Source organism: Alphaproteobacteria bacterium (genome assembly GCA_018063245.1).
Classification (GTDB): Bacteria; Pseudomonadota; Alphaproteobacteria; order JAGPBS01; family JAGPBS01; genus JAGPBS01.
The window spans coordinates 1-17,897 of the sequence record JAGPBS010000045.1 but is presented as its reverse complement, the minus strand read 5'-3'; the positions used below and the strand labels follow the sequence as shown (position 1 = coordinate 17,897).

General features: G+C 40.5%; 11 protein-coding genes, 1 tRNA gene, 1 pseudogene and 1 riboswitch. Of the genes and pseudogenes, 6 read left to right on the top strand and 7 right to left on the bottom strand.

Annotated elements, in window-relative coordinates; all coding sequences use genetic code 11:
- Positions 1 to 261: 261 nt before the first annotated feature.
- Together KBF71_07060 and KBF71_07055 are read right to left on the bottom strand one after the other, a co-directional pair.
- Positions 262 to 1,824 carry a hypothetical protein gene (locus KBF71_07060; protein ID MBP9878068.1) on the bottom strand — a complete coding sequence of 521 codons (1,563 nt, stop codon included), beginning with the start codon at positions 1,822 to 1,824 and terminating at the stop codon, positions 262 to 264.
- Positions 1,825 to 1,858: 34 nt separating this feature from the next.
- Positions 1,859 to 4,048: a hypothetical protein gene (locus KBF71_07055; GenBank protein ID MBP9878067.1), complete on the bottom strand. Its 2,190-nt coding sequence runs from the start codon at positions 4,046 to 4,048 to the stop codon at positions 1,859 to 1,861.
- A gap of 185 nt (positions 4,049 to 4,233) precedes the next feature.
- On the opposite strand from KBF71_07055, the gene KBF71_07050 reads away from it, so the two are divergent.
- Positions 4,234 to 4,323, top strand: a tRNA-Ser gene (locus KBF71_07050).
- Positions 4,324 to 4,708: 385 nt separating this feature from the next.
- On the opposite strand, the gene KBF71_07045 is transcribed toward KBF71_07050, so the two are convergent.
- The 3 genes from KBF71_07045 to motA form a co-directional block, all read right to left on the bottom strand.
- Positions 4,709 to 5,116, bottom strand: coding sequence for a DNA-directed RNA polymerase subunit omega (locus KBF71_07045; GenBank protein ID MBP9878066.1), 408 nt, complete (start codon positions 5,114 to 5,116; stop codon positions 4,709 to 4,711).
- A 76-nt stretch (positions 5,117 to 5,192) separates the two neighbouring features.
- Entirely contained in the window at positions 5,193 to 6,176 is a 984-nt protein-coding gene (locus tag KBF71_07040) for an OmpA family protein (GenBank protein MBP9878065.1), read from the bottom strand.
- A 36-nt stretch (positions 6,177 to 6,212) separates the two neighbouring features.
- The gene (gene motA, locus KBF71_07035; GenBank protein MBP9878064.1) at positions 6,213 to 7,076 is read right to left on the bottom strand and encodes a flagellar motor stator protein MotA; all 864 of its coding nucleotides are present in this window, start codon (positions 7,074 to 7,076) and stop codon (positions 6,213 to 6,215) included.
- A gap of 141 nt (positions 7,077 to 7,217) precedes the next feature.
- On the opposite strand from motA, the gene KBF71_07030 reads away from it, so the two are divergent.
- From KBF71_07030 to KBF71_07010, 5 genes and pseudogenes are all read left to right on the top strand, one after another.
- The gene (locus KBF71_07030) at positions 7,218 to 7,697 is read left to right on the top strand and encodes a flavin reductase family protein (GenBank protein ID MBP9878063.1); all 480 of its coding nucleotides are present in this window, start codon (positions 7,218 to 7,220) and stop codon (positions 7,695 to 7,697) included.
- A 118-nt stretch (positions 7,698 to 7,815) separates the two neighbouring features.
- Entirely contained in the window at positions 7,816 to 9,003 is a 1,188-nt protein-coding gene (locus tag KBF71_07025) for a hypothetical protein (GenBank protein MBP9878062.1), read from the top strand.
- A 1,019-nt stretch (positions 9,004 to 10,022) separates the two neighbouring features.
- Positions 10,023 to 10,133, top strand: a pseudogene (locus KBF71_07020) (base plate wedge protein).
- 1,077 nt (positions 10,134 to 11,210) lie between these two features.
- Entirely contained in the window at positions 11,211 to 14,006 is a 2,796-nt protein-coding gene (gene polA, locus KBF71_07015) for a DNA polymerase I (protein ID MBP9878061.1), read from the top strand.
- 244 nt (positions 14,007 to 14,250) lie between these two features.
- Positions 14,251 to 14,341, top strand: a riboswitch (TPP riboswitch).
- On the top strand, positions 14,328 to 15,635 hold the full coding sequence (locus KBF71_07010) for an MFS transporter (protein MBP9878060.1): 1,308 nt from the start codon (positions 14,328 to 14,330) through the stop codon (positions 15,633 to 15,635). (Overlaps the previous riboswitch by 14 nt.)
- Positions 15,636 to 15,691: 56 nt before the next feature.
- On the opposite strand, the gene KBF71_07005 is transcribed toward KBF71_07010, so the two are convergent.
- Positions 15,692 to 17,317, bottom strand: coding sequence for a hypothetical protein (locus KBF71_07005; GenBank protein MBP9878059.1), 1,626 nt, complete (start codon positions 17,315 to 17,317; stop codon positions 15,692 to 15,694).
- A gap of 214 nt (positions 17,318 to 17,531) precedes the next feature.
- The coding region (locus KBF71_07000; protein ID MBP9878058.1) for a lysophospholipid acyltransferase family protein at positions 17,532 to 17,897 on the bottom strand (366 nt) is incomplete at its 5' end.

The following is a 17,897-nucleotide window of genomic DNA, read 5'->3' as shown; positions in this document are numbered from 1 at the left end:
CCACAACCCTTGGCAGCCTGAGTGTAGGAGGCTCCGCTGCCGGGTTGTGGACTTTTGGATAACTTATCCTCTAAAGCGGACATTTCTATCTTGCTCTAAAGCGGACATTTCTATTTTGCCTTGACAGGAAAATTTGAGGGGGATGGTAGCGGTGGAGAGGCAGGTATAATTGGTTGAGGGGTAGGTCATCCTGAATTTATTTCAGGATCTTGAGATGCTGAAACGAGTTCACCATGACGGTTAGGAGTGGTAATTCCATTCTCATCCCTCAGCAAGAGCGCCTGCAAGAGGAGCGTTTGGTGTATTGCCTTGAAATAAGGCTAGGAATTGCGAGAATTTTTCAATGATCTTCTGATTGCCTGAAACACCGATACCAAATCCAAAGACTGCAAAAGCGGCTATGATGCAGTAACCTACAATGGTTGCAACTGCAGCAGCTAGGAATAGGGGAAGCAGATAAGCGATAGTGGTGCCGACAATTGCTGCTGCAATCGCAAGGCCAATGCCGATGGCAACGCGTTTGAGAATAATATTGACGGTGTCTCTTGTTGCGATTTTTTCAGATCCTGCTTTTTGAATCACGGCGATTAGTTTGTTTGACAGTTTTTCATGTTTTGGATTGAGTTTTTTTCCTGTATCCGCATGGTTTTGGATGTCTGTTAAAGTGCTCTTTAGGTTTGTCACCATTTGTTTTCGGACTTTTGACATGCTTTTTTTGAAGACTTTTTGTCTTGATGAGTTGTTTGGATCAAGGGTTAAAGCAGCAAGAGCATCGGAGAGTTGTTCTTTTATTTTATCATTGAACATGATGGATTCAAGTTCAATCATCAGCTCTTTATATTCATCGCTTTCAGTGATTTTTTCCATTGCGCTTTTGTTCACTTTCAGACGAGAGAAAGTCAAGATTTTGGCATCTGTTTCTGTTTGCGTCGATTGTAGAAAAGCCAAGGATCGTAGAACGTCTTGGTCCATGAAAAGTTTTTTGAGTTCTTTGTCTTTTGCTTTTTGGACCTCAGGATCTATTTGTTTTTCAGGCATTTTTTGTAAGACAGGCTCTTCGAGTTGTACGGCCCCATTGTAGAGTTCAGCAACAGTTGCTGCGATTTTTGCTGTGTGGGATATAAAGATAGGATCATCAGAAATATCTTGAAGCGTTTCTAAGATTTGCATCTCAGCCTCGGCTCCTGTTTTTAGTGTTTGTAAGCTTGTATAGCTTAATTTATCCAGAAGAGCGGATTGATTGTCTGATAGCAGTTTTAAAAATTTTTCATCAGATGCATTGTGCGCCATCACCTGAATTAAAAGAGCGTAGACATTGTGCTGGAAGGCTTTCGCAACAAGTTTTTCTTGAAAGATAGCAAGATCTATTTGCTTATCGCTGGCATTTCTGTGTGCGTCAGATGCTCTATAAGCTGTGACATCTTTTTCGATTGCCTCTCTTGAATAGTGCGCATCAAAAGAGGGTTGAAAATGAGCCATAATAATTTGTTTTTCAGAGAGGGTAAAATCTGGAGAGGCAAAGAGTATTTCAGCAAAATCATTCGGGAGTTCTGTTGTTTCGCTGGTTATGTCAAGTTTGGCTAATTTTTCTTTGACGGATGAGGCAAGGGGTGTTGTCCCCTTTTTGATAAGAGCGAGTTGGAGTTTGCCAAAGCTTTGGTCTGTGATCACTTTAACGTCTCGGTCCATGAGAAGTTTTTCGGTCACGACCATTTTTTTGGCAGGTTCAACTTTTGATTCGGGCGTGCCTTCAGAAACTTTTGAATCAACTTTTGTTTCTTGAGCGGCGGTTTCTGCGCCTTTATTGATATGTTCTATGCCCATTTGTGCGGTCCTTTATTGATTTGAATTGCGACTTCTAAAATATTTTAGTAAATAATGGGACGGCCATTGTTTCAGTTTGTTGTACGTTCATATTGGTTCCCATTTCTTTTAAATGAGTCATTAGCTTTTCATACTTTTCGCGGATTTCTTCACTGCCAAAGGCGCCGATGCTAAATCCTAACACACCAAAGGCACTGCAAATTACGGTCACAATAATAGCGAGTGTCATTGCAGCAATGAGTGGTAAGAATAAGTGTATGACGCTAGCAACAATAATACTTATAGCGGCGGCTGCGATCACGGAAAGGACTGCGAGTTTAATCCCAAAGATGATACGGTGTTTGACGATTGTAAACATATCTTTTGTTGCAATTTTCTTTCCATTTGCAACATTGATAAGGGCTGTTAATTTTTGTGCGGTCTTTGCTTCATTTATGTCGAGTTTTTCATTAACCTGTAGCTTGTCTCCAATATTTTTTAGGTGCGTGCTTGCGTTTTTTATCATTTTTTCTTCAATTGCTTTTAATTCTTTTTCCGCATTCTTCTTATCAGCGGGCAGTGCATCTGGATTCCCTAATATTCGTATTTGTATGTCAAATTTTGATTTGATGTCATCTGTGAATATGATGCTCTCGAATCCTGTCATAAATTCACCGAATTCTGGGGAGCTGATCAGTTCCTCGATGACTTCTGGTTTTGCTTTCACACCTTCATAATGTATAACATTTCTGTCACTTGCAGTTTGATCTGTTTGAAGAAAGGCTAAGATCTTTAATATTTCAGGATCAGAGAAAACCTTTGTTAATTCTGCTTTTTGAGTTGCATCAAGTTGAGGAGGTTGATAATCTTCAATTTTTTTAGAGCTTTGAAGTATTGTCCAAATATCACCAGCAATATTATTCGCAACCCCAGGAGAAACATTATTTTGGATTAAAATATCTCTTACCTCTTGTACATTTTTACAGTTTCTCAAGTTCTCATATTGGTCAAGAGGGACTGAATTAAAGCTGATCCCTTTTTCTATTAAGACTGTGGCTAGATTTTCTTGGAAATAGTTTTTTGCAATTTGAGTTTGAAAGCTGTTTATACTCTGGGCTTCTGGATTTGTTTCTAATGTGCGATCGTAAACGTTAATTTTATGGATCGATGTTTCCAGGGACATTGATACGGAAAGTTTCTCTTTTAAATAATCTAAGATGATTTTTTTCTTGTCACTCGTGAGTGATTTATTTTCGTATAGTTTGCTTGTGAGATTATCAGGTAAAGACTTATTTTCTTGAATGCCGAGTGAATTTAAAATGCTATTGTAGTCGGATTGTGATGTGTTATTTTTCATCAGTTGTCCTAACAATTCATTTTGATTATCTGCAGAAAGAGTATCTCTTTGGGCCATAATTGGTGCGTATTGAAGTGTTTTCTGAGTAGCTTGATAGAGTTCTGTTGCTTTTCCTAAAACGGAGATCAATAGGTCTTCTTCTTCAGGAGAAGAGAATATTGTTCCGAGAATCTCTGTAAAGCCAAGTTCTGTTATGCTTGTGTAAGATAGATCGAAGTAGTCTGTAATTGATGATATATTCCTTGCAATGACTAAACCACATGATTCAGAATGATTTGCATATTCGATCATGAGGAAGAGTAGCCTCATATCTAATTCTTGTTTTGCCAATTTTTCTTGATAAGCTTTAAATTTTTGTTCCTTTATATTAGATGGATCAATGCCGTGTTCCTTATCTAATTGTTTTTGATAAGCATTGAGCTCACCTTTGAGGGTTTGTGTTGCCCACTTTTGGCGGAGATCACCCTCAAGTCTCTTAAGAATGATTTGTTTTTCCTTTAGTGATATGAAATTATAAGTCATAAGCCTTTTTGGAAAATCATCAGGAAGTGGCTGACCTGGTTGAATACCAATTGTTTTGAGAGCATTTTCGTGTCTATCTCTTGTTGTATCTACTTTAGTGCCAGTTCTTTGACTATTTCTATTTAAATTGCCAAGGATTCTTTTATAGGTTTTATCTGTTATTACTAATGCGTGCCTTGATTCAGTACGCTCAACAACTCGAGTTAATAGAGTTTGATTCTCAGGATCGATTGTTGATAGTTGGTCATGGAGATTTCCAGTGCTTGGAATTGTTGCAACTTTATGCTCAAAGAATTTGGGTTCTATTGATGGGCCGCTTGTCGCAGCTTGATCTGTTTTTGGTAGGTCGCTGATTTTATTATTCATTTTTTCAACTCCTTCATTCGGTGCTATTTTCATTTTACCACATAATTAATAAAAATAAAAATAAAATTTTATTATTTGTCGTGTGGTTTAGGATTTAAGGTATAAAAATGAATTTTTTTTGAAAAAAAGAGAGAAGGGGTGTTGCCAAAGGGGATGTGTTTGTGTATAGTGTTGTTATTCGAGACGGAGGGGTGGCCGAGCGGTTGAAGGCACCGGTCTTGAAAACCGGCAGGCGCGGAAGCGTCTCGTGGGTTCGAATCCGACCCCCTCCGCCATCCGTCTTCGCTTCCATCTTCGCTGAAGCTACGACGAGATTAGCTTCGACGAGACTAGTCGAGTCGGAGTGTGCAAAGCGGATGCCGCGCCGAAGCACGCAGTGCGTAGGAGGGCTACTGACTATAGCACGCGACAAAAAAAATCCTTTTCTTTCTCTCTAGAACTCTCTTGGCAGGCCAGACAAAATCTCAGAAAATTGAATATTCAGCTGTGTACAAGTTGTGATGACTTCGTGAGAAAGTTCTCAGGTGTGACAAGGTAGTGGGGCGTAAGTGTGACAAAGAGCGACCAGTCGCGGAAATCCAAAGCTCGTCTCATGATCAAAAAGCCCTCCATCATAACAGTGGAGGGCTTTTTTATCGTAATTTGGATAGGGTGTCTTGCTTACAGATCTTGATCTGCTGAAAGATTATCGTCGAGTGCTTCACCGAAGTCTGCATCATCAAGATCTTCTTCGCCTTCTTCAACATCAGAAAGGTCGTCAAGATTTGTGATGGAGTCATCTGTAATCCAGGCTTGTTCACCGCTCATGAAGTCGGCAAGATCTTCATTCTCTTCGTCTTCAAGTGGAATGTTTCTTTGGAATGAACGAATGAGGTTTTCACGGAGTTGTTCAGCTGAAAGATATTCACCAGCAATTTCACGAAGCGCAACAACGGTATTTTTGTCGTTGTTTCTTTCAATTTTTAAAGTATCGCCTGCTGAAATGTCTTTTGCTCTGCGCGCAGCAACAAGGCATAATTCGAAATGATCTGGGATAGATTCGCAATCTTCAACTGTAACACGTGCCATTTATTTCCTCACTAATTCAATGATTAAGCATTAATCTTTGGATTGTGACTGAAAGTGAGCATAAAATCAAGCTTTTTTATTTTGCGGGTGCGGTTTGATCTTGTTTGACGTCTTTTGGGTCAACGTTGTTTAGCGTAATTGTGATGCGTCTGTTTTTGGGAGATTTGGGGTCTGCTTTATCGTAAGGTTCTGTATCTGCTTTACCACTAACATCGCTGATTCGGCTTTGATCAACGCCGCCTTCAACAAGAACACGTCTGCTTGCATTGGCTCTTGCAGAAGAGAGATCCCAGTTATCAGATCCATCTTTTCCATGAAATGGGGAGGCATCCGTATGACCCGCGATAGAAATCTTGTTTGGCAAGTCTTTTAAGAGAACGCCAATCATTGAGAGTAGGGCTTTTGATGTTGGGGTGATATTGCTGCTTCCGCTTTCAAACATTGAGTAGTTATCTTGGTCGATGAGCTGAATTTCAAGTCCCTTTTCTGTGCGTTTGACTTGAACGGCTCCTTTGACGTCTGAAAATTCTGGGATTGATTCTAGGGCTGCTTTAATTGCGGCGGCTGCTGATTCAAATTTAGCTTCTTCCTCTTCTTTGATGACAGCTTGAAGAGAGTCACCTTCTTTTTTACTTAATCCTTCAACAGGGTCTCCTGTCTTGTTTGAATATTCTTCTGTCTCATTGACTTGTTCTGTTTTTGATTGTCCGCTGTTATCTGTCTGATTTTCTGCAGAATTTGCTTCATCAGTTGGTTCTTCTGGTTTGCTGTTTGGGTCTGCTGCGCTTAAGGCAGAGTCATTGCCTTTCATAACAGTTCCGCCTTGCAGAAGCCCTGCAGCTCCTGAGCCGCGAGATGTGAGTGAAATTGTTGGTGCAAAATATTCAGCAAGCCCTTTTTTTTGTTCTTCAGTCGTTGCATTTAATAACCACAAAAGCAAAAAAAAGGCCATCATAGCGGTCACAAAGTCAGCATAAGCAACTTTCCAGGCGCCGCCATGGTGCCCATGGCCACCTCCGCCTTTTTTCTTTTTGATAATAATAGGTCTTTGATCCGCCACTCGTTTCTACTCGCCTTTAAATTAGTGTGTAAATGATTATGCTGGTGCAGGAAGGGCGTTTGTTGTCTCTTCAAGTTCAGCAAAAGTTGGCCGTACAGCTTCTTCAAGTCCTTTACGTGCATATTCTACGCATATCACCGGCGGATACCCATGAAGATAAGCGATCAGCCCTGCTTTAATGCATTCATAATATTTACCTTCAGAATTGAATTTTGCTTCCATTGAGCCTGCGATAGGGCCAACGTATCCATAGGCAACCCACACCCCAACGAATGTTCCCACAAGCGCACCACCAATCAAGTGTCCTAGAACTTCTGGTGGTTCTGAAATGGAACCCATGGTTTTGATCACGCCCAAAACCGCAGCCACAATACCGAGAGCGGGCATACCGTCAGCGAGTTTTTGTACAGAGCCTGCGAGTAAATGATGTTCATCATGGTGTGTTTTTAGTTCTTGGTCCATTAAATCTTCAAGCACGTGAGGGCTTTCTGCGCCTAAAGAGATAACACGCAGGTAGTCACAAAGAAAAGTGACGGCATGATGATCATGGTGAAAAGTAGGAAATTGTGCAAAAAGCTCGCTTTCGTGAGGCGCCTCGATGTGTTTTTCAAGAGAGATGAGTCCTTTTGTCTTTGCCATTTTAAAAACAAGAAACATGACGCTTAAAAGCTCAAGATAGCTTTTTTTGTCATATTTATCTTTTGAGAAAACGGTTTTAAGTCCATGTCCTAAGTGTTTCAAGACAGATGCAGGGCCTGTTATAACAAAGGCACCGGCGGCTGCTCCGAAAATAATAACAAATTCAAATGGCTGCCAGAGAACTCCCAGATGTGCTCCCATCGCAGCATATCCACCTAACGTACAGCCTATCACAATTAAAATACCTAGAATTGCTCTCATTTGAAATCTCGCTCTGTTTTTATATTATTGTAATCTGATTTTTAAAAGAAGATCACGCTGAAAATGATCATATATATTCTCTATTAAAAAATTACCAATTCCATTATACTAAGGAATCTATTCTTGAAAGAAAGCGTGATCATGGTTATTGATACAATTCACTTCAAAAAAGCTCTCGGGTCTTTTACGACAGGCATCTGTCATGTGGCAACATTTGATCATGAGTCTCAAAAACCTGTGGGTCTTACGGTTAATTCACTTGCATCGGTATCGCTTGAGCCGCCTCTTTTGTCGTTTTGTCTTGATAAAAAGTCCAGAACTTTTCCTTATTTCAATAAAAATAATTTTTTCTGTGTCAATATTTTGAATCATCAACAGCAGGATATTTCGCTCCGTTTTTCAAATGGAACACCAAATCCATGGCCTTTAACTAAATATAGCCTTTTAGGGAATAGTTTTGTTCATATTGATAAGGCTTTGTGCTCAATTGATTGTCAAATAAAAGAGCGTATTGAAATCGGAGATCATGTCTTGATGATTGGTGAGGTGCTGAAGAGTGCTTTTTCAGAAGATCCATCAGCTAAGCCTTTGATTTATTTCAGAGGTCATTATATTTTTTAAGAAATATCTCTTGTGAGTTTGTTAATTTTTTGTTAATATATGATTTGTTTGAAGTTTAACCTATCTCTTTAATGAGATGTTATTGTGTTTATTTTTATTATACTGAGGGATTTAAAGTATGTCTTATATTATTCATCTTCAATCTGATGCAAAAGAGTTTGTGCATCTGAGTCTTGCTCCATTACAGGGGAATGTAGATATAGGTTATTTTGATGTACAAGTGCATTTGAGTGCAGATGGTCGGTCAGCGCAAAGTATTATGGCTAGATACCCTCATGATTATGGCTTCTCTCATTTGTCTTACTTTGCTATGTTGAATCATCATGTGGATTCAGAATCTTTGATTCAATCGATTGAATCATTTTTGCCTCATATTAATTTTGAGCAAGTGAAGTTGGCAAATCGATCTGTGCAAAGAGGGCAGGCTTCTCATGCTGGAGTTGCGTTTCAGGCCCGCATGCCTGTATCTGATTCAGACTTTTTCACTAAAGAGGGAGAGCAAAGATTTTACCAGATGTGTCGTGCTTTGGATGTTGTTCCCGAAGATCTTCAGGCTTTTTTGGATCAGGAAGAGCCATCATTCATCCTGCCAGATAATGATCGTTATGCTTTTACGATCTCCTCTCAAAAGCTTTCCTTTGCTATATTTGATCAGAACTTACATCTTGCTGAACTTTGGAAGAATTATAATGACCATACAAAAAATAACGCTTTGGTTAAATTGCAGGCCGCTTTGATCAAGTATTTACGAAATAATGGTAATTTGACCGAGTCTTTAGCTCTTCTTTTTGGTGTTTTGTATGATAAGTTTGATATGAATCGAGTCATGCAAGAAGATGCCAACTTAATGAAATATTTGTTTGAACGCATTTGTATGCTTTTGATTGCTCATAAAGCTGTTGAAAGAGTTGATTCTAAAAAAGATACAAATTTCTTTAAATGCCTTGTCGATATTTTGCCTGGGCCATTTGATGGGTCGATTGATTACATAAAAGCAATGAATGCAAGGCTCTTTACAATTTTCTGGTTTGGGCTTAGAAATTATCATCTTAAGCTCGGGGAATATTTTAGTCGTTTCAAAAGTGCAGCTGTGCATGAGGCGATTATTGAGCCTGTAGATTCTTATGAAGCTGATATTCAAAAGGCAATTGCTCTGAGTTTAATGGAAAATCAGCCAGTTGATGATGAGGAAGAAGATGAGTCTGTTTTTCAAAAAGCACTCGAAATGAGTAGGCAAGGTGCCGCCTCAGAACAGGATTTAGATCCAGATTATCTACTGGCTCTTGAATTGTCCAAGCATTTCTAGTAAGTTCAGGCTAAGCGTTGAAAAATAGTCTTGAAATAAATTTAACAAAATGTTAATATTATTTTAAATTTTTATATATTTAAAGGAGTATTGTGATGATATACAAAATTTCAGAGAAAAGTAACCAAGATGGTGTGATTGAGCTTTTAATGCAACCAATGCAATCATCCGGTCCATGGTTAAATGTTCAGATTGACCAGAGAAATCCAACCAACCGTGTCGTGAGACTGAAAACAGTTGATGAAAAATCATACATTGTGATGACGCCATTTTTCAACTCTCACCGTGAAGTGAATTCAGTAGCAGTTGAATCAGAGCTCTCACAATTTATTGCCTCTCAGGATTATGGAATTGCATTGTTAGACAGAAAAGTCGTTCGTCTTGGAGAGTCGGCGTTTAAAAAACCTGCCGTGCCTGAGAGAAAATTACCAGTTGTGATGCCAAAACATATGCAAGGTTCAGCACCCAAAAAAGAAATGGTTCCTGGTGGGGCTCAGTTTAGAAAAGAGATCACTGATAAGCGCGAATCAGAAGATGCTGGTCTCATGGCTTATGGTTCAGCAAAAAGAGCTAAAGTTACTGAGATGTTTGAGCAACTCGTGCAGCGTAATCCGACACCAACGAGGCCTTCTCAAACAAAGTCAGTTCCAAAGCTTGCAACAAAATCTCGTTTGCTACAAGATCAAGTTGCATTCAAAGAACCAAAAGCTGCACGTCCGCTTTCTCCTCAATTGATGATGCCAAAAGTTGATGATGGGTTTCCTCTTTCTCCGATTGAAGAAGAAAGAAGCGAAGAGTTAGATTTCGCAATCGCTTTGAGCCTCTCTGGGGCAGAGCCAAAGAATGAACCTAAGTTTGTTGTGAATGAACCGCTTGTACAAGTTCTTAGGCCTGCCTTTAATCCTAGTTTTGCACCACTTTTTGTTGAAGGGACAGAGTTTGAAGTGAGCAAAGAGGATGATGATCTGAGTTTGGCAATTGCTCTGAGTCTTCAAGATGAAGATCGTCAGAAGCATCGTCCATCACCTTCGCCAGCACCCAGCCCATACCCATCTCCGTCACCAGCGCCTTCATTTAAAAGAGTATCTTTTGCACCATCTCCTTCGCCGGCACCAAGCCCTTATCCATCTATGGTGAAAATACCGCCTTACAATCCGGAATTTTCAAGTCGTGATTTGCCCAGAGATGCATTCTCTCCCCGTCTGAAACAATCTCGAATTGATGTTGATGCAGCTTATGCAGCAGAATTGGCTCGTAAATTGGATGAAGAAGAGCGTAAGTTCATGAATGATCAAGAGCGTCAAGATGCTTATATGGCAAAATTGCTCAAAAAAGGTGACTCAGAGCAACCATTTGCAATACAAAAACGCCTGCAGCGTGAAGAGCAAGATAGGCTTTTGGCATTGGCACTTGAAGCTGAAGAAAATAGATATGCCGACAAAGATTCTGAGATCTGGAGGGCTGCAATGATTGAAGAAGATGAACGCTCTACAAGACTCGAAAAGGAAGATGACGTTGCTATTGTTCCATTCTTGTCTGCTTCACAAACTCCAAGTCGTGCAAATCTCTGTGAGGCTTATGGTTTTGACATTAATTTACTGAACCAGTTCGAGAATATTGTGCTTCCTTCTTTAGATACCGACGCGCATTTTGCGAACAAAACATTTGTTAGAAATAATCGTTTCCTTGTGAATATGTTATTTGAGAGCAATAATGATATTATGGAAGCATATCAAAATTCTGTAGAAAATACAGTTTTACTGAACTTGCTTGCTCTCTTGGCAGGAGATCCAGACAATAAGCCAAACACGCCTTATAACAAGGCAGTGCAATTTGTATTTGGTCCATATGCTAAAAAAGATGTGGAAAGAGATGAAACAGGCGGCGTTTCTTTGAGAGATATGCTTGTTCGTATTTATATTCTTCTCTGCAAAAACGCAGAGATTGAGCATAAGGTAATTCAAGACACAAGAGCCTTTAAATTCTTGAAAGAACAGATGACTGATCAAGCAAGTACTTGCTTTGAAGGTGCGATTGGTAGAATGTTCTGTGCCTATTGGGCTGGTGTTCGTTATTATTACGATAACCTCGTTGGATCACTGAAAAAGAGTTAATTGCTTTTAAAAAACCTCCCTTCGGGGAGGTTTTTTTATTCATGCTATGATTTTTCTCTCGACAGAGATTGCAAAATCTTGCATTGTTAAGCCATGCTTGATACCAAAAATATAAATCATTTTACGGCCGATAATAATGACCTGTTCCTCATTGATGGGTCTGGTTTTATTTTCCGTGCTTTTCATGCCTTGCCGATGATGACACGTCCTGATGGAATCCCTGTCAATGCTGTGTTTGGCTTTACCAACATGCTCATCAAATTGCTGACTGAGATTCATGCGAAGAAAATCCTGGTGGTTTTTGATGCCGCGCGGAAAAATTTTCGCTACGATATTTATCCAGCCTATAAGGCTAATCGCTCGGAAACGCCAGAGGAGTTGATTCCTCAGTTTTCACTCATTCGTGATGCAACAACTGCTTTTAATTTGCCTCAGCTTGAAATTGAAGGCTTTGAGGCAGATGATTTGATTGCAACCTATGTTGAGATTGCAAAACAAAATAATCAGCGCGTGACAATTGTGTCGTCAGATAAAGACTTAATGCAGCTTGTTGGTGATGGTATTTGCATGTTTGATCCGATGAAAAGCAAGATCATTCATGAGCCAGAGGTGTTTGAAAAATTTGGCGTGACGCCGGATAAAGTGATTGATGTGCAGGCTCTTTGCGGCGATAGTTCTGATAATGTGCCGGGTGTTCCTGGTATTGGTCCGAAGACCGCAGCTGAATTGATTCAAGCTTACGGCAGTCTTGAAGGCTTACTTGAAAATCTTGATCAGATCAAACAGCCGAAAAGACGAGAATCTCTGGTTGCCCATCGTGAGGATGCGATTATCTCAAAACAATTGGTGCGCCTGAAAAGAGATGTTCCTGTTCCTGTTTCCATCGATTCCCTCGCTTTATCTGTGTTTGATGAAGCCAGATTGCGTCTGTTTTTAGAAGAGCAGGGCTTTAGATCAACGCTTTCACGCCTTGAAAAAGCTGGACTTCTGCATGCTGCAGGTCAATCGCAAGAGCTGGTATCAGCAAAGCCAACTTCAAAAGAGAAACAGTATGACATTGTTGAAACAGAAGCACAATTACAAGCTGTTATCACAAAAATTCAGGAACGTGGCATTTTTGCTTTTCAAACAGAATCAGTGAGCTCTGGTTTTGACCAAGTTGTTTTGGTCGGCCTATCAATTGCTCTTGGCGCCGGTGAGTCTTTCTACATTCCGCTCAATCATCAATTATCGCGCAATCTGCTCAATATGCCTGAATCGCCTGTGGAGGGCGAAAAGCAGTATCAGCAATTGGATCAGGCGCTTGTCCTGAAAACCTTAAAGCCTTTGTTTGAATCATCCGCTCTATTGACAATCTCTCATGATGTAAAAAGAGAAATGAAAATCCTCGCTTTCTTTGATATTCAAGTGCAAGCTTTTGATGATATTTTGACGATGTCTTATCTGCTTGATGGCGCTTTGCATGCACACACGCTCGAGTCTTTGTCACTGCATTATTTTGATCAGTCGCTTGTAGAGTTCAAAACAATTGCAGGCGAGGGGCGCACGCAAAAGCCACTCGATCAAGTGACGATCGCAGGTTTGGCAAACTATGCGTCTGAAAAAGCAGACTATATCTTTCAGCTTCATCAGATTTTAAAACCACGTCTTCGGACAGAACAATTGCTGACCCTATATGAGGAGGTTGAGCGTCCTTTGATTCCGGTTGTCGCTGAGATGGAGCAGGTGGGTGTGAAGCTGGATGCTTTTAAACTTCAAGAGATCTCGAGCTCACTTCAAAGGTCTATTTCAGAGCTTGAAAAGCGTATCTATGATTTAGCAGGTGAGGAGTTTAACATTGGTTCCCCAAAGCAATTGAGCGAGATTCTCTTTACAAAGCTGAAGTTAGAAGCAGCAGGCAAGGGAAAATCAGGACAGCTCTCCACAAATATTGATATTTTAGAGCCGCTTGCTGAGCAAGGTTATGAAATTGCACGCAAGATATTGGATTGGAGACATGTCTCTAAGCTTAAAGGCACTTACTCAGATGCGCTTCCTAAGCAGATTGATCCAAGATCTGGGCGCGTGCATACGACATACGGTTTGGCTTTAAGCAATACAGGGCGCCTGTCTTCATCAGATCCGAACCTGCAGAACATTCCCATTCGGACAGAAGAAGGGCGTGAGATTCGCAAAGCTTTTGTGGCTGAAGCGGGCTATGAAATGATGTCGATCGATTATTCACAAATTGAACTGCGCCTGGTTGCGGCCATTGCGGATGTGTCGAAACTCAAGGATGCATTTTTGCATGGCGTAGATATTCATGCTCATACAGCAGCCCATGTATTTCATTTAAAACCAGAGGAGATGACATCAGACTTTCGGCGCAAAGCTAAGGCGGTGAACTTCGGGATTTTATATGGAATTTCATCCTATGGATTGTCACAGCAGCTCCATTGCTCTGTCGAAGAAGCAAAGGCTTTGATTGATGCTTACTTTGTGCAGTTTCCAGAATTAAAGGCTTACATGGATGAGATGGTTGAATTTGCCCGTAAGCATGGTTATGTGCTGAGCCTGTTTGGCCGAAAATCTTACGTGCCAACGATTAGAGACAAGATTTTTGCCAAAAGGCAATTCGCAGAAAGACAAGCAATTAACGCGCCATTACAGAGCACGCAGGCTGATATTATTAAAAAGGCGATGGTTCAGATTGCAGCCTATCTGAAAGCAAAGAATTTAAAATCGCGCATGTTGTTACAGGTCCATGATGAATTGGTTTTTGAAGTGCCTTTGGCGGAAAAAGAAGTGGTTGCGAACGAGGTCAAGCGGATTATGGAATCTGTCATGAGCCTTTCTGTTCCGCTGACTGCGGAAGTTGGCTTTGGCGCTAACTGGCAAGACGCTCATTAGAGGGATTGACAATAAATACCGTCACTCAGAGCCCTCCTAAAAGGAGGGCGTGGAGTCTCTCAGAAATAAAAATAAGTGCCGTTTTTATTGATGCTTTGCTGAGATTCCACGCCACCTCTTAAGGAGGTGGCTCTGAATGACGACTCTCTCAATAACAAATCATAGTTGATGACGGTTTTATAGATTGCTGTGTTAGAAACAAAGACACTTGACAATCTTCCTCAAAGAGCATAAAACAGTAACAAGATCGTATCAGGGGTGCCCTTTAGGGCTGAGAAAAACCCTTATGACCTGATCTGGATCATACCAGCGGAGGCAGATATGCATGAAAATATGCAAAAACTAAAAGTAAAAAGCATGCTCATTGCTGTTCTCGGAACAGTGCTTGAGTATTATGACTACGCCCTTTATGGCTTTTCAGCAGCATTGCTTGCAAAGCTTTATTTCCCGAAACAAGATATCGCAGCTGCATTGCTGATGACCTTTGGTATTTATGCCATGGGTTCTTTTGCAAAACCAATTGGATCCTTTCTGTTTGGCCGCATTGCTGATCACTATGGTAGAGCCGCGAGCCTAAAAATCAATCTGATGGGCATTGCGATCCCCACAATTATTATCGGATGCTTGCCCACTTATGAATATTGGGGTTGGATTTCAGCAGCCATACTCATGCTTTGCCGCATTGCTCAAGGTGTGTTTGTTGCAGGCGAGTATAGTGGTGTTGTTGTTTATATGTACGAACATATCAGTCGCAAGCGTGCCTCATTTGGGAATTCGCTCGTTGGCATTAGTTCAATCGGGGGGATTGCATTGGCATCGCTTGCTATTTCACTCACAAAATCATGTCCTCATTTTGAGCAGGTCTGGCGCATTCCTTTTATCGTTGGTGGTATTGTCGGGCTTCTGTTTTCTTATTTGAGACAGCATTTGTGTGAAACAGGTGAGTTCATTGATTTTTTAAAGACACGTCATTTGGATAAATCTCTTGATAAATCAAGAGGATTCAAGCCTCTATCTCCTAAGCATCTTATGACTTATCCGTGGAAAAAAATCTTTATCACCATGCTTGTCTGCGGCTCAGCAGGTGTTTGCTATCACTTTTATTTCATCTTTTGGCCGACATTTTTGGGTACGGTGGTGCATGTTCTGAAAGAAAGTGAAGCCTCATACCATACCAGTTTTTCTCTTTTTGCTTATGCTTTTTCCATGCCTGTTGCAGGATTGTTGAGTGATCGCTTCGGAAAATACAGGATTCAGCTTATCGGCTCAGGCCTTCTGTTCTTAATGATTCTCTTGAATGGTTATTTTGTAGCGCAAGGGCTTTTGCCTTTATGGCTGATGATTTTGACTTCAATGTCTTTCTCATTGTTTATTGTGCCTTGCGATGTGATTAATGCATCGCTCTATCCTGTCAAAACCAGAAGCTCAGGCATGGGAATTGGTCATTCGCTAGGCTCGATGATTTTCTCAGGCACAACGCCTTTCATGGCGATGCTTTTATGGCAGAATACGCAATCAGTTGTGATGCCTTTGTTCTACGTTGGCGCCTTTATCATTGTGCTGATGAACATTGTTGCGAACTTGGCTGTGATGAGCGCTCAGCGGGAAGATATTATGGAGAAGGCTTGACGATAAAAACCTGCCACTCCGAACTTGTTTCGGCATCTCCATGCAATATGAAGAATCTACAGAATAAACTTTCTGCTTGGAACCGTTTTTTCTAATCTTCGCAATGTCACTTTTGAATCAATAGAGATGTTAAAGCCACTATCAAGATTGAGATGTGTTAGGGATTGATTTAGGTTCATAGACTGAATAAAAGCAATAGCTGTGGTATTAGTATATCTGTTGTTACTTAAATCAAGTGTTTTTAGTGTTTGATTGTCTATCAAGGTATTTGCAAGGGCGACGGCACCTGGATCACCGATCTTATTTCCATGGAGATTCAGTGTTGTGAGTGTTGTATTTCCTCTAAGTGCTTCAGCAATAGCCGTGGCGCTGTTATCTCTGAGTGAATTAGAGCTAAGGTCAAGTGTTGTGAGTGTTTTGTTGACAAGAAGGGTTGCAGCGAGTGATTGAGCCAGGAATAGTCGGTCATCATTTGCAATGTCCATTGAATTCAATTCTAGACTGGTCAGTGCTTCATTGACTTTTAGCGCTTGAGTCAGTTCAGCGATTCCTTCGCCATTCATTCTACAATCATTAAGCTGAAGATGGCTCAAGGTTTGATTTCCAGTTAGAAATTTGTTTAAAAAAACCACTCCTGCATTTGCAAATATAGATGAAGTCAATTCAAGATTTGTAATTGATGTACTGACAGCGATGACTTCAGCCAGGTAATTTGCTTGATCATCTTCAAATAAACCATTTTCTAATCGAAGTGTTTTTAGACTGGTGGTTTCCTTGAGAGCATCAGCTAGTGCACCGAATCCTGGAGAGACAATGTCCGTACAATTGAGTAAAAGCACGGATAGTGATTTGTTTTTGGCAATACCCTCTGCAAGTTCTTCGAATTCAAGATTGTTAAGTTCGAGAGGGCAATGGAGTTTTGTTGCATAGTTTGGATTTTGACAAAAAGCTTTTAGATCTTGCTCATTTGTGATTGTGCAGTTGTACCAAAGTCCGAACATTTCTGCTATGTCTGGGTCTTGAATAGTGTCGATCTTGGCGTAAAAATTTTCAGCTTTCAGAAAATTTTTATATTGGGCTATTGTTTTTGCGAGGGATTCTTTCGCCATAAGTTCTGGCTCTTTTGCCAGCATTGCTTGGAAATGGTCAGAAAAAAGTTCATGTGAGTAGAATGGTCCTTCTTTAGGGCTCATATCATAGGAGCAAATCTTTTTAATGCCTTGAAAGATAAGGATAAAGTCATCTATGTCAGAGGTGTTTTTCAATTCAGACTCTATAGAAGGACGAAGAAGGTCGATGGTTAGTTTTTTATCAAGATTATAGCCTAGAACCTTTTCTATTTTCTCATTGAGAGGAAGGTGGTTTAAGTCCTTTTGAATGTGTTTTAGCATTGAACTTTTGAGTGATTGTATCGATTTTCCAAGGTCTACTTTAACCATCTCCTGCTTTGGCTTTACAGGTGGCGTTGGCAATGGGCGAGCTTTGTGGGGAATTGTTGGCAGAGCTCTGCCAGACCTTTTTACAGTTGAACGGTTTGTGAGTGATGTTTCTTGTGGCTCCTGGCTCGATGCGGTCCGTGCTTTATCACTCGGTTTTGTTTCGAGTTTTTTGTCTTTATGTTCTGGAGCCTTTGTTTCGGCAGCTTTTTCAAATTTTGAAATTAAATCTGTAACTTTTGGCATGGGGGCTCTCCTTATAATCCGACACAAAGGTAATTATAGCATAATTTTAAATAAATTTTTTTTATAAAATTGTTTGGGGATAATTTAGGTTTCTTGATCACTAATTTTGTCATCCCTGCGAAGGTGTATAGTTCCGCATGAATAGCGAGCACTTCGCAAGGGGCTTTATATTGTAGACAATGTAGCCGGGTTTTGTTGTAATTGTCAACAAATATCACTTCGGAAAGCGATTGTGCATCCATAACCATTGGCCTGGTTGATCTTTAATCCATTCTTCAAACTGAGCATTGATTTTATCTGTAACCCATTGAACTTGTGCCTCTTTATCGAGTGCGGCAGGTGTTCTAGGATTGAGTTCTTGAATCTCAAAAGTAAAATAGCACCCTTTGCGACGGATAACGCGGGTTATATAAATTTTTGCTTTGTATTTAAGGGCGAATTCAGCAGGAGCTGTTGGGCTCATCGCTTCCATTCCAAAGAAAGGAGAGGCAATCCCATTGTTCATTTTTTGATCCGCAAGCATGCCAACAGACTCTTTTTTACCAAGCGATGAAATAAGGGCTTTTGCTCCTTCTTTCCC